We start from the raw sequence: 26053 nt of genomic DNA, 5'->3' as shown, positions 1-26053 counted from the left end.
GTCAGGTGGTCGTGATGCTGGCGGCGATGGTGCGCGGCTGGCCGTGAGTAGGAAAGGGGGATAGAGGAACAAGCATTTGCGCCAGGGTGATACTGCGTAATGCGTTGGCTATCACGTTGTTGATCAGTTGCCAGTTTGAGCGGATGCCACACTGGTGGGCGATACTGCATTGGCTGTGGTCTTGGCTGCATTCGGTAATGGCCAATGGCCCTTCGATGGCTTCAACAATCTCGATGAGGGTGATGTCCCCGGCGCTGCGTGCCAGCCGATAGCCGCCGTACGCGCCGCGTAGTCCTTCGACAAGGCCCGCTTGCGACAGAGGTTTGAGAATTTTGCTTACGGTTGGCGGTTCCAGACCAGCGTGCTCGGCCAGCTCGTTGGCACTGAGCACCGCACCCGGGTGTGCGGCTAGTACGGTCAGTACGACGCTTGCGTAGTCGGTCAGTTTGGTAACGCGCAGCATGAGATGGCGGATTAGGTTTAAAGCGGACAAAAATTGTACGCTTTTCGGGCGCACGGGCCAACCGACTTTCTGTGTGTGTGTTGTATCGATGTGCCCTGGGTACTAGGGTTGGCCTGCCGATATGCTCAAGCCACAATGCAGACATTTTCTAAAGGGAGGTATTGATGCCCCGCAACATCGTCGCGCGTAAGTCTCGTATCCATGGCAACGGTGTGTTTGCTGTGGTACCGATCCGTCAAGGGGAGCGCATTATTGAATACAAGGGGCGCATTCGTACGCATGCTGCAGTTGACGCTGATAGTCATGGTGATATTGAGAGTGGTCATACCTTCCTGTTTACATTGAACGACGATTATGTGATTGATGCTAATGAGGCCGGTAACATCTCGCGTTGGATCAATCACAGTTGTTCCCCAAATTGCGAGGCGGTGCTTGAGGAGGATATGGGTGGGAACCGACGTAAAGATAGGATCTTTATTGAGGCGATCCGCGATATCTGCTCTGGGGAAGAACTGACGTATAACTATGGGATTGTGTTGGCTGAGCGCCATACGGCACGGTTGAAGAAGATTTGGGCGTGTTTGTGTGGTGCGAATAACTGTACCCACACCATGCTTCAGCCCAAGCGTTGAGGGGGCACGAAGGACGGACGTGGTTGTGAGGGTGACTAACGAGCGTTGTTATCAGTCTGCGTTGATGCGCGTCTTCAAATTTTTGAATACTTCGTGTCTGCATGTGCGACGCACACATGGGTGAAGGATAAGGCTGTCGGTTTTGCTGGAGTTCCAGCTTAATCCGTAATGAGGCTAAATGCTTGTCCAAAGTTTTGGGTGTGGTGGTGCAATGCATGAATCGTGTATTTGTGTGGAATCACATCTAACTTGATGGGAGCGACATCATGGATGGATAGGGTATGTGGGGGATGGATGCGTTCGATGTTATTGCGGTGCGCGTACTCACTCTTATGGTGATTCAACAGGATGCCGTTGAGGTGTAGCGGTTGTGAGTCAGTCCATGCCGCGTATTGGAGTGCCTTTGGGCATACATGTGTTTGTGCCCGGTGTGGAGCGCGTCTATTGGGGTCAATGTGTTGACCAGGCATCCTGGTGTATTTGTGCTTCACAAGTGCAGTTGGGAGTGCTGTTAGTGCAGTGCAATGGGGTCATGTCGGGTCAGTCGCATTTTTACTTTAGGATTGTCACAAGTTGTCTTTGGCTGAATGTGCTTTTCTTCAATCGTGTCTTCGTCTTCCTCTTCGGGGTCGTATTTTTAAGGCTTTTATGGTGGGTGCTTTCTTTATGAATCGATAGCGTTGGTGGGCTTGTCCTACTGTTGTTCATGGTTGCGCTGGTAATGCGTTGTCAGACTAAGTCAGTGTCGCGGTGAATAAGTTCGCTTTCCCATGTTGCTGCACACTGTTGTTTTGAAAATAAGGAAATACTGATTTGAGACTATCCTTTGCTGATAGGCATATTGATTAAGTGATACTCCAGGAAGCCGTGGTTTGCTGGATTTATTAAGGATGATGGCACTCCATAGGATGCCGTTTGTGATTAAGTGTCTTTAGCAGTGGTTCAAATGTTGTCTCTTCTTTTATTTTTTATATTGTCTTGCAGACAGTGAAATAAGTGGAAAAGGAGAGTGGAGTTAAAATTCAGCTTACCAAGCGTGTTGCTTGATTTGAGAGTGCCCCATTTCAATAGCATCTGTAAATTTAATTACGGTGTTGCATTCTATGGTTGTTCGATTAAGCCGAAACTGTCTTGTTAAGGCAGAGGTAAATGCTTGTATTCTTTCTGTAATAGTTAAACGTCTATTCTTAAATTCAGTCTGAATTAAGAGAGTACTTGTTTATGGGAAAGTGCTTTGTTCAGATATGGAAAAGTGATGTTGATAGTGCCTACTCCGTGATTGTGAAGGGAGCGACTCCATCCGACCGATAATAGCCCACTGGAATAGGAGTACTTGGTTGTTCCATCTTGCGGGATAGAGTGAAGTCCATCGAAACTTCAGCAATACATTGCAATCTCCTCATTGTTCCTGGTTCATTCTATGATGATCAAACTTCCCCTCTTATTTCTCAGCCTGATGAACGTGACTGCTGTTGCTGCTGATTCAAGCGCTCCTATCCCTCCTGACATTGCCCAACATCCGCATGCGATCAAAGCGCCATTTGGCGCAATCCGTAACGATAATTATTATTGGTTGCGTGATGATACGCGTACGAACACGGCAGTGCTGAATTATCTGAACGCTGAAAATGCTTATGCCGACAAGGTGCTAGAACCGCTCAAGCCGCTAAAGGACACGTTGTATAAGGAGATCGTTGCGCGCATCAAACAGGATGATGCCAGTGTGCCGTACCGCAAACGTGGCTGGTTTTACTATGCCAGGTTCGAATCCGGTAAGGACTATCCGATTCATGCGCGTCGCAAAGCCGGTCCTGGTCTTGATGCTGCCGCGATCCTTGCGGCGAATGCGTCCGGCGACTTCACCGGTGAACAAGTGTTACTGGACGTTAACGCATTGGCCGCGGGCAAGAGCTACTTCAGTGTCGGGGATGCTCAGGTAAGTCCTAATAATCATCTGCTTGCCTGGGCCGAGGACAGCGTAGGCCGGCGTCAGTACACGGTCCGCTTCAAAAATCTGGATACTGGGTCGTTTTACCCGGATGAAATCAATGGTGTGTCGCCTAACGTGGTTTGGGCTGATGATAATAAAACGTTGTTCTATATCGAGAATGATCCGGCAACGCTGCTGACTAAGCGTGTTAAAAAGCATGTGCTTGGTACCCCGGTCAATACCGATGTACTGGTTTATGAGGAGCACGACGATAGCTTCTATATGAGCATCGGACGTACTCGTGATGAGGATTACATTGTGCTTTCCATGGAAAGCACGGTTTCTTCAGAAATGCGCTACGCACCTGCGGCCATGCCGAAGGACTTTACCGTGTTGGCTCCGCGTGAGCGTGATGTAGAGTACTCGGCAGACCATTTCGGCGGTCGTTGGGTCATCCGCACCAATGCCGATAATGCTAAGAACTACAAATTGGTCACTGCGCCTAGCGATGCTACTTTGCGCAGCCAGTGGCGGGACTGGGTCGCGCACGATCCAGCAGTCTTTATTGAGGGTTTCGAGCTGTTTGATGGTTTTACTGCGATCCAAGAGCGTTCTCAGGGCTTGGAGCGGGTGCGTTTGCTCAAGGTTGATGGCCAACACAGCTATGTCGGTGCGGATGAGCCGGCATACGCGATGGAACTATCGGACAATCCCGAGTCGGACAGCCCATGGTTGCGTTATACCTACACTTCGTTGACGACTCCGGCGACGACGTATGAGCTCAACATGCGTACTGGTGAGCGTCGTCAGCTCAAGCAGCAGCCTGTGATCGGCTACGATCCGTCGCAGTACGTGACCGAGCGTCTGTGGGTGACTGCGCGGGATGGGGTGAAGGTGCCAGTGTCGCTGGTCTACCGCAAAGGGTTTAAGAAAGACGGCACTGCCGCGCTGTATCAGTATGCCTATGGCAGTTACGGTATTTCGACAGATCCGAGTTTTAACTTGCCGGTCATCAGCCTGCTTGATCGTGGTGTTGTCTACGTCATTGCCCACATCCGTGGTGGCCAGGAGATGGGTCGGCAGTGGTATGACGATGGCAAGTTGCTGCATAAGCAGAACACGTTCAATGACTTTATCGATGTGACCCGCTCACTTGTTGCAGAGGGTTATGCTGCCAAGGAACGCGTGGCCGCGGCTGGCGGCAGTGCTGGTGGCTTGTTGATGGGTGTGGTGGCTAATCAGGCGCCGTCGGATTACCGGGTGATGGTGGCGCAGGTGCCATTCGTTGACGTGGTGACCACGATGCTGGACCCGAGTATCCCGTTGACCACCAACGAGTACGATGAATGGGGTAATCCTGAACAGAAAACCTATTACGATTACATGCTGACGTATTCCCCTTACGACAACGTTCTGCGTCAGGCGTATCCGGCGTTGTTTGTCGGCACCGGGCTATGGGATTCGCAGGTGCAGTATTGGGAGCCGGCCAAATGGGTGGCCAAACTGCGCGATGAGAATACGGGGACGCTTCCGATTGTATTCAGGGTCAACATGGATGCTGGCCATGGTGGGAAGTCTGGGCGTTTCAGGCGTTATCAGGAATTGGCTGAATCTTATGCCTTTGTGCTAAACCAGCTTGGGGTGAAGTGAAGCGAGGGATGGTGCTCTTGCGATGCTTCGTATCTATTGTACTGTGGTGACCCACGGGTTAAGTGTGGTCTCCGCAGATATACTTGCACGATGAGTACAATGCCTATTGATTTTTTCCGTTGCATTCTGATTGGTGCTTGTCTTGTTTTGCTTGTCGCATGTGGCAACAAGGGAGCGTTGGTCATGCCGCAAAAACCGATCGACGTGCCAGTGCAGCCGCTGCCGCCGACTGAGGCTAAATCTCAGGATGATAAGGAAGCCAGCCAGCCGGCGATTGCCAAGCCGGCTCAGCACCGATGACTTAAGATGATGGGGATTGAGAGTGTGCGCTGTCCTTTGCATTTCACCAAGATGCATGGTGCCGGTAATGACTTCGTCATCTTGGATTTGCGTGATGGGACGCCGCTGCCGGACGCGGCGTTGGTTGCTTGCCTGGCTGATCGCCACTTTGGTGTTGGCTGTGACCAGATTTTGACGATTGAGTCGCCACGCAGTGTCGGAGTGGTTGCCGCCTACCGCATCTGGAATGCGGACGGATCTCAAGCACAGCAGTGTGGTAACGGTGCGCGTTGCGTGGCTGCTTGGTTGGTACGTGATGGTTCCGTTGAGGGTGCACACTTTTTGATCGACAGTCCGGTACAGGAGCATTTGGTTCACTGTATAGGTAAAGATGAGTATGCGGTGGAGATGGGTGTCCCCATATTCGAACCTGAGCGTATTCCGCTGGCGGGCTTTTCCCATTTCAGTGGAGAGTATTTGTTGTCGCTACAGGGTGAGGCCCTGTGCTGCGGTGTGGTATCGATGGGTAATCCGCACGCCGTGATTGAGGTCGATTTGATCGATGCGGCACCGGTCGAACGAATCGGACCGCTCCTTCAGCAGCATGCTGCGTTTCCGGAGTCAGTGAACGTTGGCTTTGTCCAGGTGATCGATCCTGGTTTGGTACGGTTGCGGGTGTACGAGCGTGGTTCTGGAGAAACCTTGGCGTGTGGCAGTGGTGCTTGTGCGGCGGCGGTAGTGCTGATGCAGCGCGGTAGAGTCGGACGTGATGTGCACGTTGTGCTGCCGGGGGGCACATTGCGCGTGCAGTGGCCGGTGCCTGCTGGGCCAGTGACGTTGTCTGGTCCGGCCATGTTTGTGTTTGATGGAGTGTGGTACGGATGAGTGAGGCCAAGGATAAGATGGGTGCCTACGAGGTGGCTGCTTGGCTGCGTCGGCATCCTGCTTTTCTTAAACAGTTTCCTGATTTGGCATTGACTTTAGTGGTGCCTCGTGAAAATGCATCGACGGCGTCGCTGGCTAGTTACCAGGTGGAGGTGCTGCGTGATAAAAATCGTGCGTTATCACGCCGACTTGCCGAATTGACGAGCAATGCCCAGGCGAACGAACAGCTCGCGATGCGTACCCATCAATTGACATTGGCGTTGATGCGCCAGCCGAGTGCCGCGGACACGTTACGGGCACTGGTCGCTTCGTTAGCTGAGGATTTTAATGGTGATCTTGTTCGCTTGATATTGTTGCGACCAGTCGCAGCGCTACAAGCGGCTTGGCTGCAGGTGATTGAGCTCGATGATGCGCGTCTTGCACCGTTCCGTGATTGCTTGCGTGATGGAGAGCCGATCTGCGGTCGGCTCAACACCGATAAGCAGGTGCTGTTGTATGCTGAAGAGGCAAGCGAGGTGCAATCCAGTGCGTTATTGCCGTTGTCGGGGCTGGGTGTGATCGCAATCGGCAGTTACGATTCCAACCGCTTTTACCCAGGGATGGGTACGCTGTTTCTGCGTATGATGGGTGAGGCGCTGTTTGATGCGCTCAAGCGCTTCCAGGTCTGACATGGCCACGGCGCTGGCGAGAGACAATGAATAGGTTGGTTGAGGATTTTTTGACTTGCTTGCATGTGGAGCGCTGTATGTCAGCGCATACCTTGGATGCTTACCGGCGCGATATTGCTGCACTCATCACTTGGGCATCGCAACAGGCGGCTGGTGAGATCGTTGCACTGAATGGGGCGCAGTTGCATGCTTTCGTTGCCGCTGAGCACCGCCGTGGGTTGTCGGCCAAGAGTCTGCAGCGGCGTTTGTCGGCGTGCCGTAGTTTCTATGCATGGCTCGTCAAACGTGGCCACATTGCTGCTAGCCCAGCTGCTACGCTGCGCGCTCCGAAGGCGCTGCGCAAGTTACCGCGGGTGTTGGATGCCGATGAGGCGGTCTCTTTTGTTCAGATTTCGACAGATGTGCCGCTCGGATTGCGTGATCGTGCGCTACTGGAGTTGTTTTATTCCTCTGGCTTGCGCTTGAGTGAATTATGCGGATTGCGTTGGGATGGTTTGGATCTGGATGCTGGTCTGGTGAGCGTGTTGGGTAAGGGTAGTCGCCAGCGTGTGGTGCCTGTCGGTTCATATGCGTTGTGTGCGCTTCGTGAGTGGCGTGCCAACAGTGGTGGTGTAGCTCAACAGCCGGTGTTCCCTGGACGTAACGGTGGCCCGATCTCGACGCGTGCTGTTCAGATACGGATTAAACAGCTGGCCCAGCGTCAGGGGATGGCCAAGCACGTGCATCCGCACATGTTGCGCCACAGTTTTGCCAGCCATCTCCTTGAATCTTCGGGCGACTTGCGCGGTGTGCAGGAATTGTTAGGCCATGCCAACATCACCACCACCCAGATTTATACTCATCTGGATTTTCAGCACCTTTCCAAGGTTTATGATGCCGCGCACCCGCGTGCGCGGCGTAAGCTGCGCTGAGCGTGTGGGCATGTACTGTGTTTCGTAGACCTTGTGTTGAATGTGGTTCAGGCGATCCACTCAGTCCTGATGTTCCTGTCGTTGTTTATGTCGGTATTCTGAAGGTAAGGGTGTTTGCAGGCGTTAGGTACTATGGATTGAGATTGATACGTGGTGTTGCTTGGTCGGTTCTACCCCGTATCCTAAAAAACATCATTGTTAGAGGTGTATGCAGACGATCCTTAGAAGATATGGCTTAAGCAGTGTGATGTTTCTAATAATTAGTGCAGGATGCACCAAGTTTCGTTTTGCGAAGTAGGTTGAAGTGCTTGTTGTCTGGTACTCATTTCAAACGCGTGTGTGGTGGAAAACAGATATTTCATAATCAATGTGAGCCTATTTTCCGACTTGAATTCAATGTCTAAGATCCTACTCGTGGTTGTTCTCAATCACTATTCGTCTTGTGGTGGTATGGAGAATAGTTGCTTTAATGAATAAATGGATTGCTACTGGTTCTGGAAAAGTTGTTGTTGCAAGGTACTATCAGCTCAGTGAAATCACGTGTTGCGTGTTTCTCCCTGTTATCGGTTATGGGAAGGGAAATGACACCCATGATCTTTCTTTGCGTCTCCACCTCAGAGGGGTGTGTGTTTGCTGTTGAAGGCACACCACGCAAAATCTGCTTGTGCCATATGGTGTTGACCGTTGCGCTTGCGAAGTACGTTGGTTTGATGGTGTTACATATCCCTTGAGAACGATGATTCAGTACGTGAATGCGGCGACTGAATTCCTGGTTATTTATTGACGCAATGGAAAACCTTTTATCGTTGAGCGGATGGGAAAGACGCTGGTTGAGGTTCTGACGAAGTTCGACATCTGTCAACGTGCCAAATATGAACACAAAAGGGCTATCTGGTAGCGCGATGTGTTGTTTATGGTGGATGTCAAATTGCTTGGCGTTGCTCCGCGATTGGCGCAACATGATCGCGATGGGCATTGATAACGGACTAATCCGTAATCTCATTCTTGGCAAGCAATGGAGACAGCATCGATTGCTGTTTCAGTTCCAGTACGTTTTAGCGGCACGTGTGTGCCTGTATTTGGAAGCGATGTTGGACAGACGTTCCCTGGCTGTATTGGTGGATGTATCAGGGGCTGTATTCCAGGGTGTTTGGCAACTCCGATCTGAACCTTATGGATGCTGCTGTGGTCTTCGCTGGATTGATTCTCATGGCAACGTTCGGATGTTTATCCGGAAAAGTGATTGAGGTGGTGCTGCCATAACGAGCCGTGTCTGGTATGGATGCTTTTATTCGCTTACAGCTATATGGGATGAGTGTATTGGCGGAAGGCCTGTATACGATCAACATTCGTACCATGGTGTCATTGTCGGATTGTTCCAGACACGTGTCGCCTTGCCTGCCAGGGCCAAAATCAGGCTGCTCGCTTGGACGTTACGGTGATATTGCACATTGACTCCATGCAAGAAGAAGCACGATACAACGTGTCGCTGTTTAGTCATCTCATCCAGGAAAAGGTGGAGGTGTTATCTCAGCATGAAAGTGCATACTGGTGGGAATGCCTATCCCTGGTGAATGCATACGATGCGCGGTACTGACGGCAACGTGAGCGGCATGATTCAGATCGACAGTGTGTTGCGTGGGCAGGTGAACCAGCCTTAGGGTGATGCGTGAATACCATGGGGCGATAAGAGGTCCAATGCCGCTAGGACCGAGGTGCGCTGGGACATGTGTGATACAACCCGACAAAGGTCAAGATATTGGGGTAGGTCGAGTTGGTAGGTGACCTGGCCGACCAGGTGGAACATATCAAGATCGTTATCCAGTCCAAGGCGGAGTCTTTATTTCTTAGCTTGTTAATCCGCGTGACATGTGGTTTTGCAAAGTACATGGCGCAGTTGCGTGCATTATTTATGCTGCTCCAGATGTAACGGGTGAGAAAGGAAGATGAGTCGAAATTATGTTATTGAGTGTGTCCAGGTGTCATTAAAGCTATTGGAAAGCAGCCCAGCAACGTGCCAAATACGGTGGTTGGTATGGTTGAACATTACATTCCGGTATGTTTGGAGTCCTGTTTTCTACACAACACAATTTGTGTAGAGCATTGTCAGGCGATGTCGTCATATGTCAGCGCCGCGTCAGGATCGCGCTGAATAGTCGTCAAAACTGAGTGGATGAAGCTGCATTCTGGCGTGATGCGTCGATTCCGTTACAGTCAGGGGGTATGCATGGCAGTGTGAAACGAGGTGGAAACCAAGTATGCACGCAGTCTGTTGGCATCAATTGTGGTATGTGCTGAATCGTTGCAGCCGTTTGGCTTGAAGCGTCGGGAGGCGTCCCCACTTTCAAGAAACCCTTTGGAGATTCCATGGAACCTAGTCAGATACCTAACGTTTTTCATGCCACCACGATCGTTTGCATACGTCGTGGCGATAAGGTCGCTATTGCTGGCGATGGTCAAGTCACGTTGGGTCACACGGTGATGAAGAGCAATGCGCGTAAGGTGCGTCGTTTAGGGCGTGAGGGCCAGGTCCTGGCTGGCTTCGCTGGTGCAGCGGCTGATGCATTCACGTTGTTTGAGCTGTTTGAGGGCAAGTTGGAAAAACATGGTCAGTTGAGCCGTGCGGCAGTGGAACTGGCCAAGGACTGGCGTACCGAGCGTCGCCTGGGCAAGCTTGAGGCGCTGTTGGTGGTGGCCGATAGGGAAACCTCACTGGTGATCAGTGGTACTGGTGATGTGATCGAGCCGGAAGATGGCATCGTTGCGATCGGCTCCGGTGGCAGCTATGCGCTTTCCGCGGCGCGTGCGCTGATGGCACATACTGCGCTGGATGCCAGAACTATCGCGACCGAGGCGATTGGCATCGCTGGCAATATCTGTATCTATACCAATCGTAACGTGGTGGTCGACGAGTTATAAGTATGGATGCTTCGTTCTTCTACTTTGTTATTCAGCATGGCTGCGGCCGCAATCTAGAGTTTATCTATGTCTTCTAAGCCAGATGTCACTTCCTCAACCATGACACCACGCGAGATCGTGCAGGAGCTTGATCGCCATATTGTCGGTCAGCATGCAGCGAAGCGGGCGGTTGCGATTGCGCTGCGTAATCGTTGGCGCCGTATGCAGTTGCCTGAAGATCTGCGTAATGAGGTGATGCCCAAGAACATTTTGATGATCGGTCCGACTGGTGTGGGTAAGACTGAGATTGCACGCCGTTTGGCGACGCTGGCCAACGCGCCGTTCGTCAAAGTCGAGGCGACGTGTTTCACTGAGGTTGGCTACGTCGGCAAGGATGTGGAGCAAATTGGGCGTGATTTGGTCGATACCGCAGTCAAGCTTTATCGTGAGCAGGCTAAGGTGCGTGTACGCACTCAAGCTGAGGAGTACGCTGAGGAGCGTATCCTTGACGCGCTGTTGCCGCGCCGCAGCGTTGGTATCGGTTTCGATGCCGATACCGTACGCCAAGAACCCTCTGAGCATGAGACCGAGACCAGAGCAAAGTTCCGTCGTATGCTGCGCAGCGGCGAGCTGGACGAGCGCGAGATCGAGTTGGACGTGGCTGTTAATGTGAGTATGGACATTATGACTCCTCCTGGCATGGAGGAAATGGGTCAGCAGCTGCGTCAGATGTTCTCCAACCTTGGGGGGGGCAAGTCTCAGAAGCGCAAGCTGATGATTAAGGCAGCACGCCCGTTATTAATCGAAGAAGAGGCAGCCAAGCTGGTCAACGAAGACGAAATCCGTGCTGCAGCGATTGATGCTTGTGAACAGAACGGCATTGTCTTTATTGATGAGATTGATAAGGTCGTTAAACGTGGTGATACCGTTGGTGGTGGTGATGTGAGTCGCGAAGGTGTGCAGCGCGACCTGCTTCCATTGGTAGAGGGCTCGAATGTGTCGACTAAGTACGGGACGATCAGGACCAATCACATTTTGTTCATTGCTTCTGGTGCATTCCACCTCACCAAACCAAGCGATTTGATTCCGGAGCTGCAAGGCCGTTTCCCGATTCGGGTCGAGTTGGATGCGCTGAGTAAAGCTGATTTTATCCGTATCCTGACAGAGCCCAAGGCAGCGCTGACCAAGCAATACCAGGAATTACTGAAAACGGAAGGTGTGTTGCTTGATTTTACAGATGATGCGATTGACCGCCTAGCCGAGATTGCCTATTTGGTCAACGAGCGTCAGGAGAACATTGGTGCGCGGCGTTTGCATACGGTCCTGGAAAGATTGTTGGAAACGCTGAGTTATGAGGCTCCGGATCGTGATGGCCAGCGTGTGACTATTGATGCGGCTTATGTGAATGCGCACCTGGGGGAGTTAGTGAAGGATCCAGATTTGAGCCGTTACATTTTGTAAATGCGATGTCAGGTACACGGTGTCTTCATGGTGGTGCAAGGCATTGTGTGAACTTAATTCTTTGCTGGCGGTCAGGTGTATTGCTACTCCGTGGTGTTTGGTATTCGGCACATGCTGATGTCAGCCGCTGCCATGGATGGCATTAGGCAGGCATATCCAAAGCGCAATGCAACGCTGGGGTCTGCATGTGGTGGTCAGTACAGCGGCGTGCCAGCACGATAGGCCGTAACGAAGCTCTGCCAGTCCAGCAGTACTTGTGCAGTGTAGTCGAACGCGAACTGGCGCAGTTCCTCTTCCAGTTGTCTCTTGTTACTGACGGTGTGGTGGATTTGCTTGTCGATGTTGTAGCCGACTACATTCAGATCGTTGTCCTGGTCGGCCAGTGCATGTGCTGAGGCCAGCGCCTGACCGAGATAGACGGCGGCGGCGGTCAGTTTGCCAGCGCTATCCAGTGCCGTTGGTTCTAGATCTTCCTGATACGGTGATTTCTCATGCACGTAGTATGGTGTGTCGCCGATGCTCGTATAGCCAATGAGCGTGTCGGCATGGAGGGTCTGAGCTTTGGCTGTGCGTGCTACGCGTTCACCCTCGTGGTTGTGATAGATGGAGGCGGGCATCTGTGTTGGTGCAGCGATGGTAATCGAACTGGTAACTTCCTGCTTCCATTCCAGGATCACGTCGTCGTCAGTGGCTGTGCTTGGGCCTTCGATCAGTACGTATAGACGGTGCTTACCTAGGCTGTTTGTGCCCGATCCGAGTTTCTGCCGCACATCTTTGATCGTGTAGTAGTTGGCAGCATAGCGCTTGGATGGAGGAATGGAGGCAAGGTAGCTGTCCATTGCTGCCGTCACGCCGGTACGGGTCTTTGCATCCACGTTGACAAGGTTCGGCAAGTCCAACAGGACGCGTTCGTTGCCGTTGAGTGTGGTGTATTTCGCAAGCAGTTGGCTGCGCGATTTAGCATCGGCAGCTTTGATCGTTTTCGCAACGACACCGCTGGTATTATCGGCGTCTAGCAGGAAATGTTTTTCCGCGTTGCCTTTACTGAATGTGGCAATTTTTTTTAGGTATGCACGGACCATTGTTTCGATCGCTTTTTCGATGTCGGCATTGCTCAGACCGTTGTCGCGGCCAGCAAGAACCATGCTTACGGCCAGTCGGCGTAGATCCCAGATGTACTGGCCGAGGTGACCTTCGTCGAAGTCAGCCACCTTGAACACGACCTTGCCCTTGCTGTTGCGTTCTGCATCGAAGTTGCCCAGGTGGGGGTCGCCGTTGAGCCATGTGAAACCCGTTTTGGGAGTGCTCCATTGTGAGGATGGCCAGGTTTTCATGTCCTGGTAGAACAGGTGGACAGTGCCACGGTAGAAGGCATAGGCACTTTCAGCCATCTTTGCCATCTTGGTGTCTAGTTCGGTTTTCGAGGTAGCGTAGGGATGGTTATAGTCGCGAATGTGTGAAATCACCCAGGACGCGCGCTGGGTCATTGCAGTTGCGTGGCTGATGAGGGGAAGACCAATGAGTAGAAAGCCACTTATGCGGGGGAGCATCGCGAGCATCCTCGGATGACATTAGGGAGGTATCAACCTTATACATTGCTGTGGTCATCGAGTGAATGACGCATTGTGGTGCTAGTGCGTTAACCGATGGCTGTGATGGTGTCGTTCGGTGTTCCAGCGGTAGTAGACGTGTTTTAACTTCCAGATGCAACGAATATTGATAGTGGGGGTGCTCCTGACATTTTGCAGATGTTCTTTACGAAACTTTAAATGAACTTGCTGGGGAGATTGATGCAGGACTGGTTTTGCAGATTGATCCTCTTGATACCACTTTTGAGGTTATGTAATGGTTGTGGCTGTACTCATTAGATCACTATTGTCCTGGCGTCGACGCAGATTGCTGTATCTGGAAACCTATGCATGATCTTCTCAGGTTGATTGTGACGGTGCGATAATCGGGGTCGATATGAGTGAATCTCCCTATAAAACCGGCACTACTCATTTTGGTTTCCGAGAGATTGCTGCCAAGGACAAGAAGACGCTGGTTGCTGAGGTGTTTACTTCGGTTGCACGTCGCTACGACTTGATGAACGATCTGATGAGCCTGGGTATTCACCGTGCCTGGAAGCGTTACTTCGTCGCTACTGCTCAGGTTAAGTCAGGCGACTGTGTGCTTGACCTTGCAGGTGGCACCGGTGATATCGCAATGCTGTTGAAGGATCGGGTCGGTGCAGAGGGGGGCATCGTACTTGGTGATATCAACGCCAGTATGCTGTCCGTTGGACGCGATCGGCTCATTGATCGCGGCGTCGTGGCTGGTCTGGACTATGTGCAATGCAACGCTGAAGCACTGCCGTTTCAGGATAAATGCTTCGACTTGGTGACGATGTCTTTTGGTTTACGTAATGTCACTGACAAGGATACAGCGCTGCGCGAGATGTTCCGGGTGATGAAGGTCGGCGGGCAGGCACGGGTGTTGGAATTCTCTGCGGTGACTGCCGAGTGGTTCAAGCCAATTTATGATTTTCACTCATTCCAGGTGTTACCGCGTTTGGGGCGCTTGTTTGCCAGTGATGCTGACAGCTATCGTTACCTTGCTGAGAGCATCCGGAAGCATCCGCCGCAGGAAGAGTTGAAGGCGATGATGGTGGCGGCTGGGTTTGGGCGTTGTCGCTACAAGAACTTGACCGGCGGCATTGTTGCGATTCATTCCGGATATAAGTACTGATTGTTGCCTCGTGACGGCCATTGTCGCAAGGTCAATCTGGTTATGAGTGATGAATGCATGTCATTGGTGTAGATGCGTGTTTGCGGTTGAGCGGAACGTATTATCTGTCTCTGGATTCTAGAGACTTGTCAGTGCCACTGATGGGGTCATCCATGAGGCGGTCTTCTTTACGATTTTGCCAAGGCCTGCGCTGCGTCACTTTGACTTGCCCTGAACACGCGCGCTAAGTTGCTCGAGTAGAATCGCTGCTGTTCCCTGTGTTGGTGCCGTTCATGTGTCCTTTGATCATGTGCCTGCGCTTGTTTTGGGTTGCAGCAATCGTTCTGGTGGGTTGCTCAAATAAATCCATGTCTGTGGTGCCGTTCCCGAAGTCGGCTCATGTCGCTGTTGCTGGGAAAGCTGATAGTCGCCGTCATGATGAAAGCTCTTACGCCGAATCAGACAAGGTCGTCATTAAGCATTTGGCGCTAGACCTGAAGTTGGATTTCGATAAGAAGGTATTGGCTGGTACCGCGACTTATTCGCTTGAGTGGAAGGACAAGGATGCGAAGCAACTAGTGCTTGACACCCGTGAACTGACCATTGAGAAAGTTGAAGCTGATGGTGGCCTAGGGCAACTGACTCAGCTTAAGTTTGCTCTATTCCCAGCCAACAAGATGCTGGGTAGCAAGCTGACCATAGAGGCCCCCTCCCAGCCTGCCCGGATCTGTGTCACCTACCGCACAGCTCCGGGCGCCTCTGGCTTGCAATGGCTGGAGCCGGCGATGACCGAGGGTAAACGGTTGCCTTTCATGTTCAGTCAATCTCAGGCGATCCATGCCCGCAGTTGGGTGCCGCTCCAGGACACCCCAGGTGTGCGTTTTACCTACACGGCCCACATCGTTTCGCGTCCAGATGTGATGGTGTTGATGAGCGCCGACAACGATCCGAACGCAGTACGCGGTGGTGATTACCACTTCAAAATGGCTGAGCCGATACCCTCCTATCTGCTGGCGATTGCTGCAGGTGATCTGGTTTTTAAGCCAATCTCTAGGCGTTCTGGGGTTTGGGCCGAGCCGATCATGGTAGATAAGGCGGCAAAGGAGTTTGAGGATACCGAAAAAATGATCGGTACCGCCGAGGCTCTATATGGTCAGTATCGTTGGGGACGTTACGACATGCTGGTTTTGCCGTCGTCATTTCCATTTGGTGGTATGGAGAATCCACGTCTGACCTTCGTCACTCCAACGGTGATCGTTGGCGATAAATCGCTGGTTTCGTTGATCGCACACGAGTTAGCGCATAGTTGGTCTGGTAACTTGGTGACCAATGCTTCGTGGAAGGATATTTGGCTCAATGAAGGATTCACGACCTATGTGCAATCACGCATTACTGAGGCACTGTACGGTCAGGAGATGGCCGACATGGAGCGTGAGGTCGATCAAATGGATATTTTTGCAGTGTTGAAGGATATCCCCAAGGCCGATCAAATGTTGGTGTTATCGGCGTTGACCAAGCGTGATCCAGATGATGCGCTGAGCCCGGTTGCTTATGTTAAAGGGGCATGGTTCTTGCAGTTTCTGGAGCAACGTGTTGGGCGCGAGGTGTTTGATCCATTTCTGCGTGGTTGGTTTGACAGCCATGCTTTCCAGAGTGTGACCAGCGAAGATTTTGTCCTTTATCTGCAGCAGCATTTATTATCCCAAGATCCCAATGCGATCACTGCTGAGGAATTAGGCAGTTGGCTTAACGCGCCTGGTATCCCGGCAGTTGCGCAGAAGGTGCATTCGCTTAGCTTCGTAAATGTGGATAGTGCGCGTATTGCCTGGAGCGGTAGTGGCGTATTGCCGAATAGACAGGTGACTGATGGTTGGGGGACCCAGCAGTGGGTTTACTTTCTCAGCAGAATGGGTGACACACTCAAGCCTGAGCAGCTCAAGCAGCTGGACGAAGCCTACCACTTCACCGGTACGCCAAATGGCGAGGTTGCGATGCGCTGGTATCCATTGGCGATCCGCAGTGGTTATACCGCTGCTTGGCTGGAGGCCGGTACCTTCATCGGGCGCGTTGGTCGGCTCAAGCTGATCTTACCGATCTACGCTGAGTTGTCGAAGACCCATGAGGGATTGAATTTCGCTAAGCAAATTTTTGCAAAATTTAAACCACGTTACCATCCGATCACTATCGCCTCGGTGGAGGGTATCTTGGCGAGAGAGGAAGTTGTACAGGCAGCTAAAGCCTCTAGGAAGGAGGGCTGAGAGTGTTGTCCAACAATGGGATGTAGTTTTGGGTTGTTTCGTTTGCTGTTCTTAGATTTTTGCAGGTCTGCATGTCGCGTTGATATCACGTTCCATATATCTTTAAATGTATGCACCATTGAAAATATATGTCGATACAATAGTTTTTGTATGTAGTTCAATGTGTGTCAAGTTGAATGCCTGTGAAAAATACAATCTGAGTGTCAGACTGCGTAAGTAGCCTAGTGACAGGATTTCAGGTTGCAGTACGTATAGGTGGTGGGGCATAACAATGCAAGTTGATGTACTCCCATCGCGGTGATTTATTGTAATGCTATGCGCATATTGTTGCAGTTGTGGGTGAGTCAAATTGCTTGGGATCGATGACACCTCAAGTTGATTCTTTTTTTGTTGGGAAATCGCTTTTTGATATCCGAATTTTCTTGGTTTATGGGTTGGGCCTTTTAAGAGTGGCTGATATTCTTATCGAACAGCGATATGTCGATACGAAAAGGATGAACGGTTATTTTTTGAAATTTACGCTGAATTTCGTTAACCATTCTAAGGTGCTGCACGATTTAAATTAAAATTCACGTTGACCTGCTCTAAAGAGTTGCTTTTGGACGGTGGGTTTTGTAACCGATTGGACCATGAATGATGAGACATATGTGATGTGGATGACGAGTATGAACGCGGTTTTGTTAGGTTCGATATTAAGGATCTTTCTTGTTGCCTTGATGGTTCTCATCACTGCTTGTTATGGATCTTTATCGGATTCTGCGACGCCTCATCCCGTGGATACCACGATGCAGAAGCCGCCGGTCGCTGATCCGACTCAACCAGTGGCTTCGGGCAATACACCAACGGCTGCAGACATCGCTGCGGCGGCGGCTCTTAATGCTCAGTTTGATCCGGGTCGTGATGCAGTAGCAGACTTAGCGACCGCGAAGGTCGAAGCTAAACGTGGTGGTAAGCGAATCATACTGAACCTCGGTAGCGAGAGGTGTTCCTGGTGCCGTGTGCTGGATGAGTTTATCGGTGGCGATGCTGAGATGCGAAGTTTTCGTGACGCTCATTTTATTTGGATGAAGGTTAACGTTAGCGCTGAAAATAAAAATGAGATGTTTCTGGCTCATTTCCCAAAAGTGAAGATTTATCCTCACTTGTTCGTGCTCGACGCTGATGCCAAATTGCTGAGTTCGCAGTTCCCTGCTGATTTTCAGAAAGGTAAGAGCTACGACCGTAGGAAATTTTTTGCGTTCTTGCGGCAATCGGTGTCTTCAAAAAATTGAGCAACACCTTCGATTTTTTCCCATTGTTTTACAAACACAATGCGTTACCTGAAACCTACAGCTAAATCCAGTGATATCAAGAAATTATGTGTGATGGAGGTGTATTAGCACTTTTTTTGGGGTATTGTAGACATTGAGCTATTGCTAGTTGCTATGGCATGTTGCAGATCAATTCCAAGTGAGTTGGAAGTTTGTATAAATATAAGTTTTCACAAGTATGATGCAATATTTGATACCTTGAGTTACTGGATGTTTATCACTAAGAAACTCATGAAATGTGAAGACTTTCTAGCCTTTTAATATCATTCGCGGTAATCCCTCTTTTGTCAGCCGATCAATCAGATGATCTAGCAATTGGCGCTCATTTTCGGAAAGGACCGACATAAGTTGGTTTTCCATCTTATTAATCAACGGTGCCACAGTCTCGTAGACTTGATGGCCAGTAGGAGAGAGAGTCAGCATCGAGCGACGTCGGTCGTCCCCGTGAGTTTCGCGTTGGATGAAGCGTTGCTTCAGTAGGCGTGCCACTGCGCGGCTCACTGCCACCTTGTCCATTGCACTGTGCTCAGAGACTTTACTGGCTGAGGAACCAGGATACAGTGCCAGGATCGTAATGACGCGCCATTCTGTGGCAGCCATGCTGTATCTGTTCTCGTAAATTCTAGCGATGTTGTTGTTTATGTGTTTGGATAGCACGCTGATGCGGAACGGCAAGAATTGTTCCAGGTTGATATGGATCGTATGAGGTGTGGTAATAGATTTGTTCATGCTGTGTTACACCTTGATTCCGATTTCATATGAAACCACAAATCTTTGATGCTCTCCTGATTATTGTGGGTCCGATGATGTGATTTTCCATTTTGTTGGCTCAATCATTCGTCGATTCAATGGCCATTTGTGACAAAAGGTTGTGTCATCGAGTCTCTGTCAGTCGTGCAGTGCATGCTATGCTCCAAGGGTTAGTGCTGAAACTTTGTTTGGCACACCTTTCCGGTATCTGGTTGCAGCCAGTTGTATCGTATGTTTCAGGTAACAGGGCTACGATAGCTTCTCGTTGCTGGGATCGTTTTGTTAAACAAAATCATTGTTGAATGTTGTGGGTTTTGTACGAGTAAGTAGAGAGCGGCTTCGCATTGATGACTAAATCAACCGTTTCATTTTGGAGTCATTCCTTGGGATCGTAACTGCGTGATTGAGCGAGCCAGTCTTTGTCTGTATCAGTATATTTACTTGGTCGGATTAGTTCCGATGGTTCCAGCTGTGGTATTTCTATCGTGCTGACTTTGCCGAGCGAGGTGCGTGGTCAGTTGGCATTTGGATTTTTTGATCTTCTCTTTGTGTTGGTTTGTGGTACAGACTGTCTTCAGTTTTCTGTGACTCCATGACAACATTCCTAGCCTGTGTATAAGATTTGATGGATCCTGCTATGGTGCGTCGAGGCTGGGACAGTTATCGGTTGTCTTTATTTTGTGCCGATCTTTATCGAGGATCGTTATCGCTTTCCCTGAGAGGTTAGAGGGGCTGCTTCATTCGTTTTGATGCTTTCAACGCGAAAATGCAGTGGCGGGACTACTATGGTTTAGAGGCGATGTTCTTTTAACAGTGAGCGTATGTAGATCGCAGCACGCTGATTTGTGCAAGTCGAACACTGTTTGCCGAGGCAGGCGGTAACGTCAGTCCCACGAATCTGCAAGTGCTCAACTCCATTCTGTATGTCGCTGAGCATGACCTGCCCAAGTGCTTCGGCAACTGGCATACAATCACATCCATATGAACCGATGGACGAAGCTGGGCATGCTGGATCGCGCCTTCGAGCCACTCCAACAAGCGCAAGTTGTGTAGATTAAGAGTCAAGCTGTGTCGCTGGACAGCAACCAGTGTGAAGGTGCATCTCCCTAAGACGATTCGTTGGCTATCGCTACATTCCGTGGTAGATGGAACAGCAAGCACCACCTGATGACAGTACTTCGGTATCCTCGGATCGAATCGACTCTACACAGGTGGACGTTGTCATCCGTGTTGGCAATGACCGCTTTGGAAGGTAGATGGTCGACCAGTTCCTTTGCACACCAAATGTTCTAGGTCTGTCCTGCGATCATGACCAAACGCTAAACGCTGCCAGAGCCAGCTTGTGAGTGAGTTACCTTGGGCATGCCGGAGTGTTTGCGGCCTGCCCGCGCTTTATCCACAATCGTCCAGTCAATTGGCCTTTTTCCATATTCCATTGCATCGCTACGTTGCCTACTCATCATTCTGCTTTATTCGTCCAAGAAGCAATATGTCAATATCTGCGAGTGCTAATGGAACCTCATGAACGGATGGTGGCCAATGTTAAGAACATTGTTGTCGGCAATAGATGCCGAGACAGCGCCAAGACCAGTATCACATCTCTGAACAGCAGCAAGTGGGTGTAACAGTGTGGGTTATTGTCGCCTTCGTTGAGGTTGCGGTGCACTTATACATTGATCACTCCGTCGACCGTTCATACCAGTAGCGTGAACATCCGGGATGGCTCATTCAGCTGTAGTATCGGACTTTTACGCTGATTTGAGGCGGTAAGAAGTAGTATCCGCACAGATTTAACCGGACAGAAGCGTTGAAGTAATCCATGTGATGAGTGTCAGCCCGAGTAGCGGCGTGGCATTGGGCAGCCAAGTCATGACCCAATACGAAATGCGGCTAGAACGAGTCACTCATGGTGGTCATGACGAATGGCAATACCAGGAGGAGAACGAGGAATGTGGGGGTATGCATGTGTAATCTTGGATTCTCGAGTAAAGGTTTTAAAACATGTCAAAGAATATGAACAAGGCCGTGTCCTGATATATCCAGACGGGATATTACGATGTATGTTGATTGACCTGGATGCATTAGGTGCTGCTTAGACTAGTTAAATCGATCTGGATGTGGGGCGACACTGGCTGGTGGATATTGAATCTGTTGTTGTCGGTATGATTTTTCATCGATTTTTATTCTTGCTCGTTGTTTCTAGTAATACCAGTCAAGAATGCGATAAATCTTAGCTATGCCTCAGATTGGATTGCAACAAGTAAAGAATGTTGGTTGTAAAGTTGGGTTTTTACCTTTTGAATTTGGCCCGATGTATTTCGAAATTTAGGAGGTCACGAATACCATGATCCCGAGTTTGCATCAGTGCATTCAGGCTCAGTTGTGGCTCAATGAATCTTTAAAGAAATAGCTGTAGAAGAAAAACAGTGTCAGCATTTCAAGTTTTAGTAGGCATGACAGTTTGTTGTAGAACGACCAGGTTATGAATAGGCTCAGCGAGGCTCATATCTCGCTGGAAAACTATGTGCTTGAGGCTAGAATGCACCACAGTAATGTCACCACTGATCACACAGGATTGCTGGTATTGCGATTATTTGGATGTACTGGTTGAACGGATGGTGGTAGTTTTCAGAATAGTGCGTCAAATAATCATCGATCGTGTGGATGGTCGAGATTCGGCTGTTTATGTTGTATTCTTTTTGAGAGGTGCAAAGCATAATGCTTGATGAACAACAGAGGATCAGGGTGATGTGTGTTGCTGTATTGCAAAATGATGATGATCGCCAAGATTTGTCGTAAGGATTCAACGAACCGATGTTCTTTTAGAAACTAATTTTAGGCGATAGTAAAGGTGCGGTTGGTTCCCAATACGTCTCTTGAAAGGTGACGTATGCTACTCATCGGCAAGCTGAGAGTTCTACATGGTGACTGTATGCTGGTTCTATCAAATAACTGGACAGAGGAAACGCAGTACTAATGTATGTAGTGATGAACGCATCAACTCATCTTGGGGTTACGCACTTCTGAGTGCATGTGGGATACCTGGATACTGGGAGTATTATTAATAGTGAGTAGCGCTTCGCTGTAGACTTGCTACTCTGTTATTGTCTATTTTGTAACCATTTCGTGATTCCAAGCTTTAATTTTTGAACTGAGTAAAAGATTAAAAGGAGATGAATTAAACTTCTGAATGGATGAGCTTTGATGCGTTTGATGTTCGACAAGTACATCTGTTTGTGGTTGCTAATCTGAGAAAGCATTGCTGGTCATTAAAATGTGATTGGATTGTAGTTTGCTGTTGATAGTGCAGGGCTAGTGACCCTTGGAAAAGAGGGGGATTATTCAGTTTCTCGGGTATCTTCACAGTTTGAGGTGCTGTGATTGGAAGTTAAACCCTCTAGTTTTTTGCATTAGTGGGTATCGTATCGATTGAACCTCAATTTTTTGAGATTTTTTCAGTTTCAATTAACGTTGACTAATAAAAACATGATGTTTGTCAAGATCAAAGGCAGTTTGATGTTATTACTTTCTCTAGTATCGAGAAGAAAATATTGAAAGAACTGTTTTTCCTGAGGTGTGTCATCAAATAGATGGAAAATTGATTTATGTCACTCTTTTCAGAATTGATAAGTTGTTTATAAAGAGTTGTAATATTTTTTTGAGATAATATATCTGAGGGTCATTCTTGATTGTGTCGTGAGAGGTCATATCTGAGCGATCATAGGGGATAATTTCTAATTCATTGAAAAGGTTATAGAGTGCTATTTTGCTGGCATTCGTTGGTACGATTCGCTGACTAGAATGCTTCGTTTAGTTAGTTTTCGGATTCTTCATATGCGACTTCCTGTAACTGTTTAGGTATATCGACATCTGTTTCATTGTGCGTTGCAACAGGAAGAACAATGTTGGAGCGATGATCAGATTTAACTATTGTTTGGGTGTGCAAGGATAATACTGGAGTGAAGAGCAGAAACGCATCTGTGGCAGTGTGACCGCCAAGATTCATGTTGCGACTGGTGTCTTGACCTAATCTGGAGGATTTTACTTTAGGTTGGGCGACATTCACGACTTGGATAGGATGAAGGTGTTGCTCTTGGGGCTGACCGTCTAAGGTTGTTTATGATGCGGGCAAGCGGGTGATTCCCAAGGGTTATCATAAGAGGAACTATTTTCTGCTAGTCCAGTGCAAGGTAGTTAACGTTGTTTGGTTGAATTGATGACTCTTACTAAAACGAGGAGATTGATGGGACGTATCGTATAGTGAAACGAAATTATCGTTGTAGTAATCTTTAGCTGAAGGTGGAATCTCTCGCTTAAAGCAATATGGCTCCAGGAAATCTGGATCCATTAGTTTTGTATCTATGGGGACGGTTAAAGATTGGGATGCTTTATCAACAAATAGAGTATTGCTTGATATCCACGAACAGTTAACAATGTATCCTTAGCAGTATCCGTTATACATCCTCCATATGAAGATAGAATTTCATGATTGACAACAACGTTTTGAATCTGGATGCCATTGCTAAAGCCAAGGTGAAATTGACCGAAGAATTGCGCAGGCTTGAAGAACAGGAAGTTCAGTTACTACAGCAGCAAGCAGCTGAAATGTTTACCCGGGTGATCGCTCTATTGAATGATTTTGGTAAGCACTTCAGTGCCAAGCAAAAAACTGAGATTGCGGCTTTGATAATGGTAAACGATGAAAAGCCTAAGGTTAGGAAGGCCTCGTCTGCTGACGCGCGTCGTGTAGTTGTGCCGAAATACTGCTTGCCCCACAGTGGCGAGACTTGGACTGGTCGTGGGCGTCTCCCGAGTTCATTTGCTGCATGGGAAGGTACTGCTGCTTACAAGGAATGGAAGTCTAATCATCCTAATGAGAGGTTTCCGGCATTTCCGGGCTGAAGCAGGCTTCATATAAGCTTTTGTGGGGAAGTTGCTTAGGTACTGACGGAACCCTTATATCCAATGTATAACCCTCGGATAGCTTTTCGCATATCTTTTGATTGCCGTCGTTTGTATGGTTTGGGTTGCTGCCCTTAGGGTTTCTAAATAAATTTTAAAGAATCACTTTTCTAGGAGGTGTCATCAATCCAGCCAGGCGACGGTAACCACTTGGTAAATGACCCTGTTAGAGTTACGGGTCTTCTTAGCTTCGCCTGTGGCAATCTCGTCCTATAGGCACGATTGGTGATCACCTTTGGGTTATCATATCTATTCGTTATTTATCAGTTAGGTTGTAGGCATTTGCTTAAGGTTGAGATGAGTTTCGATCAGGTTACTCAGTTCATCAATTATGTTGTGAAGTTTGCTGATCAGCCTGTCATTGATGTGTTTGACAGCTTCGCATTAGTTCGTCTTGATTTTTGTGTTGATGCATCTGCACCATGGTTGGATCGATCATTGAGCCAGTGTTGTCTGCTTTTTGTGATAGAGCTTCTTTGCTGGTATACAGTCTAGCGGTCTAGAGCATTCGTTTTCTCAAGTGCGAAAGAGGTGTATGGTTGTCCTTTGCATCGGTGATGCATTTATGAAAACTCCTACAGGATGATATCGGAGATATAGTGACACTGCACTTTTTCGACAAAAGGTACTCATTGTCTATGGTTGCCTTGATATAGTGCTTGGAGTTTGACAACAACGGTTCGATGAATATTTATTGTTGATTTTGGAAGGCTGTTGCAGCTATTTATAAACTTAAATTTAGATCAAAGATAAATATGGCCTATTTCTTTAATTGATGATCTGCTATAGGGTCAAGTTAATGAAGGTCTGAGTGTATGCACCATGGTTTTATACTCTTTTTTACATTGAGCATTTTGCGTTTCATTACCATGACTTGAAAAATTAACTAATAGTGAATTGATTGGATCTGGTTACAACAAAGACAGTACAGTACTTGGGGACGGGTTATTTTTGCCCGTTGTTAAGGTAATAGGGATGTAGTCCATTGGCTTAGCTTCCCTTTGGATCAACATAAATTACGATATCCGTTTCATTGCCATGCCTTTACATAGCCTAGAATCATTGCCATTGTTTCAGATCGCGTTACCCCAACGTGGGCTACTTGCATTCCACTGATCTCTTGGATAGTCGCTAAGGCCTACGGATCATTATCTGGGGTATTACCTGTTAAGGCAGAGGATGAGGTGGGGTAATTTCGTGTTCTCACAACCAGATCCCCGGCTATGAAGTTGGCATGCTTTGCCATCGCCGATGCACTCCATGTCCAGCGTGTGTAGGTGAGAAACTCAGTTTGGTTATTCAGTTGTTGTATAACTGATCGAGTCCTTAGCGTTGGAAGCCAGGATCACTCACCTCAACAATACGTGTGGTCATTATCATGTATCGATTTCAATGCGTTTGTATACGTTCATTGCTCAGCTCTACTAGATGGCTACGAACCATGTCAACGTTGTGCGTGGATGGATACAGTTGCATGTAGCGCATCAAGTCTTGTCGCGCACCGCTGCGATGTCCAAGTTGCAGGTATGCTAAGCCGCGGTCGCGTAGTGCTTCAGGTTGGTTCGGCACTAGCTTGAGGATGCGATCGGCGCAGCGCGCAGCGCGATCCCATCGATCAGTGTTAGCGTAAACGCCGTGCAGGTTGCGTAAGATACGAATGAGGATTGTACGGTGTGGTGCGGGATTGAGGATTTGAGCTAACGCGTGATCATCCGGCGCCTCACCACCCAGATGTGGGCGTGCGCGCTCCCGCAACTCTTCTACGTCCAATGGTCGGCCACCGTTGAATGGATCCATAACCAGTATACCGTCGTCGACAGGTAACCGTACTAAGAAGTGTCCAGGGAACGATACACCGTCTAGCGGAATACCCAGGCGTCGTGCAACCTCTATTTGCACCACTGCCAGGGAGATTGGGTTACCAAGACGGCGTTCGAATACCTGATTGAGATAACTGTTGCGTGGATCGTAATACTCATCGTGATTTCCTGAATATCCTAATTCTTGGAACAGGTACCGATTGACTGCAGCCATCTTTAGCGGCCACAGAGAAATTGCTTCGACTTCTGAGCGCAGGTACTCGACGTAGCTCTGCACCAGCGTGTCGTAGAGCTCAGCGCTCAGGTCTGGATATTCGTCACTGGCGATCAGTAACGCTGTGGACATCAACGGCAGCGTTTGATCGTCGACGGTGGCGAGGCTGTTCCAGCCGGGCAGTAGCAATTGTTCGGCCATGGAACACAGGGTGGAGCCAAGTCCCTCTTTATTCAAGCCCAGTATTTTCTGAAAG

18 protein-coding genes are annotated in these 26053 nt (G+C 49.2%); 13 read left to right on the top strand and 5 right to left on the bottom strand.

All coding sequences use genetic code 11. From position 1 onward, the window contains the following. Window position 1: 1 nt before the first annotated feature. Window positions 2-463 (bottom strand): SUF system Fe-S cluster assembly regulator, encoded by a 462-nt coding sequence (locus PLS229_RS08095; RefSeq protein WP_038271908.1) that lies wholly within the window; start codon window positions 461-463, stop codon window positions 2-4. A gap of 164 nt (window positions 464-627) precedes the next feature. Here PLS229_RS08095 and PLS229_RS08090 point away from each other — a divergent pair, with 164 nt between their 5' ends. The 6 genes from PLS229_RS08090 to xerC all read left to right on the top strand — a co-directional run bounded on the left by PLS229_RS08090 (window position 628) and on the right by xerC (window position 7418). Further along, the gene (locus PLS229_RS08090) at window positions 628-1095 is read left to right on the top strand and encodes an SET domain-containing protein (protein ID WP_038271909.1); all 468 of its coding nucleotides are present in this window, start codon (window positions 628-630) and stop codon (window positions 1093-1095) included. Window positions 1096-2515: 1420 nt separating this feature from the next. Then, window positions 2516-4675 (top strand): S9 family peptidase, encoded by a 2160-nt coding sequence (locus PLS229_RS08085; RefSeq protein WP_038271911.1) that lies wholly within the window; start codon window positions 2516-2518, stop codon window positions 4673-4675. A 90-nt stretch (window positions 4676-4765) separates the two neighbouring features. Next, window positions 4766-4975 carry an LPS translocon maturation chaperone LptM gene (gene lptM / locus PLS229_RS08080; RefSeq protein ID WP_038271914.1) on the top strand — a complete coding sequence of 70 codons (210 nt, stop codon included), beginning with the start codon at window positions 4766-4768 and terminating at the stop codon, window positions 4973-4975. Window positions 4976-4984: 9 nt separating this feature from the next. Next, the gene (gene dapF, locus PLS229_RS08075) at window positions 4985-5839 is read left to right on the top strand and encodes a diaminopimelate epimerase (protein WP_038271979.1); all 855 of its coding nucleotides are present in this window, start codon (window positions 4985-4987) and stop codon (window positions 5837-5839) included. Continuing rightward, entirely contained in the window at window positions 5836-6507 is a 672-nt protein-coding gene (locus PLS229_RS08070; protein WP_038271916.1) for a DUF484 family protein, read from the top strand. Before dapF ends, PLS229_RS08070 begins: the two co-directional genes overlap by 4 nt. Window positions 6508-6533: 26 nt before the next feature. After that, window positions 6534-7418: a tyrosine recombinase XerC gene (xerC, locus tag PLS229_RS08065; protein ID WP_038271918.1), complete on the top strand. Its 885-nt coding sequence runs from the start codon at window positions 6534-6536 to the stop codon at window positions 7416-7418. 466 nt (window positions 7419-7884) lie between these two features. Here the strand turns inward: xerC and PLS229_RS08060 are convergent, their stop codons facing one another. Further along, a complete protein-coding gene (locus tag PLS229_RS08060; RefSeq protein ID WP_038271920.1) occupies window positions 7885-8394 on the bottom strand; it encodes a hypothetical protein in 510 nt (169 codons plus the stop codon). A 1391-nt stretch (window positions 8395-9785) separates the two neighbouring features. On the opposite strand from PLS229_RS08060, the gene hslV reads away from it, so the two are divergent. Further along, window positions 9786-10337 (top strand): ATP-dependent protease subunit HslV, encoded by a 552-nt coding sequence (gene hslV, locus PLS229_RS08055; RefSeq protein ID WP_038271923.1) that lies wholly within the window; start codon window positions 9786-9788, stop codon window positions 10335-10337. A 66-nt stretch (window positions 10338-10403) separates the two neighbouring features. Next, window positions 10404-11777, top strand: coding sequence for an ATP-dependent protease ATPase subunit HslU (hslU, locus tag PLS229_RS08050; RefSeq protein WP_038271925.1), 1374 nt, complete (start codon window positions 10404-10406; stop codon window positions 11775-11777). 194 nt (window positions 11778-11971) lie between these two features. Here the strand turns inward: hslU and PLS229_RS08045 are convergent, their stop codons facing one another. Beyond that, window positions 11972-13327 carry a DUF2252 domain-containing protein gene (locus PLS229_RS08045; RefSeq protein WP_038271981.1) on the bottom strand — a complete coding sequence of 452 codons (1356 nt, stop codon included), beginning with the start codon at window positions 13325-13327 and terminating at the stop codon, window positions 11972-11974. Window positions 13328-13742: 415 nt separating this feature from the next. Here PLS229_RS08045 and ubiE point away from each other — a divergent pair, with 415 nt between their 5' ends. The 3 genes from ubiE (at window position 13743) to PLS229_RS08030 (ending at window position 18012) form a co-directional block, all read left to right on the top strand. Then, window positions 13743-14504, top strand: a complete 762-nt coding sequence (gene ubiE, locus PLS229_RS08040) for a bifunctional demethylmenaquinone methyltransferase/2-methoxy-6-polyprenyl-1,4-benzoquinol methylase UbiE (RefSeq protein WP_038271927.1) — start codon at window positions 13743-13745, stop codon at window positions 14502-14504. Window positions 14505-14776: 272 nt separating this feature from the next. Continuing rightward, on the top strand, window positions 14777-16741 hold the full coding sequence (locus PLS229_RS08035) for a M1 family metallopeptidase (RefSeq protein ID WP_051482356.1): 1965 nt from the start codon (window positions 14777-14779) through the stop codon (window positions 16739-16741). A gap of 656 nt (window positions 16742-17397) precedes the next feature. Continuing rightward, the gene (locus PLS229_RS08030; protein WP_051482357.1) at window positions 17398-18012 is read left to right on the top strand and encodes a thioredoxin family protein; all 615 of its coding nucleotides are present in this window, start codon (window positions 17398-17400) and stop codon (window positions 18010-18012) included. 288 nt (window positions 18013-18300) lie between these two features. On the opposite strand, the gene PLS229_RS08025 is transcribed toward PLS229_RS08030, so the two are convergent. Next, complete coding sequence (locus PLS229_RS08025) at window positions 18301-18780, bottom strand: MarR family winged helix-turn-helix transcriptional regulator (protein ID WP_038271933.1); 480 nt, start codon at window positions 18778-18780, stop codon at window positions 18301-18303. Window positions 18781-20625: 1845 nt separating this feature from the next. Between PLS229_RS08025 and PLS229_RS08020 the strand changes: the two genes are divergently transcribed. Further along, window positions 20626-20772: a hypothetical protein gene (locus PLS229_RS08020; RefSeq protein ID WP_160165201.1), complete on the top strand. Its 147-nt coding sequence runs from the start codon at window positions 20626-20628 to the stop codon at window positions 20770-20772. A gap of 2514 nt (window positions 20773-23286) precedes the next feature. Further along, the gene (locus PLS229_RS08015) at window positions 23287-23703 is read left to right on the top strand and encodes an H-NS histone family protein (RefSeq protein ID WP_038271936.1); all 417 of its coding nucleotides are present in this window, start codon (window positions 23287-23289) and stop codon (window positions 23701-23703) included. Window positions 23704-25152: 1449 nt separating this feature from the next. On the opposite strand, the gene PLS229_RS08010 is transcribed toward PLS229_RS08015, so the two are convergent. Further along, complete coding sequence (locus tag PLS229_RS08010; protein WP_051482355.1) at window positions 25153-25998, bottom strand: SirB1 family protein; 846 nt, start codon at window positions 25996-25998, stop codon at window positions 25153-25155. Window positions 25999-26053: the final 55 nt, after the last annotated feature.

The sequence above is a fragment of the Xylella taiwanensis genome, assembly GCF_013177435.1.
GTDB classification, from domain to species: Bacteria; Pseudomonadota; Gammaproteobacteria; order Xanthomonadales; family Xanthomonadaceae; genus Xylella; species Xylella taiwanensis.
This window is presented reverse-complemented; position numbering and strand designations above follow the sequence as displayed.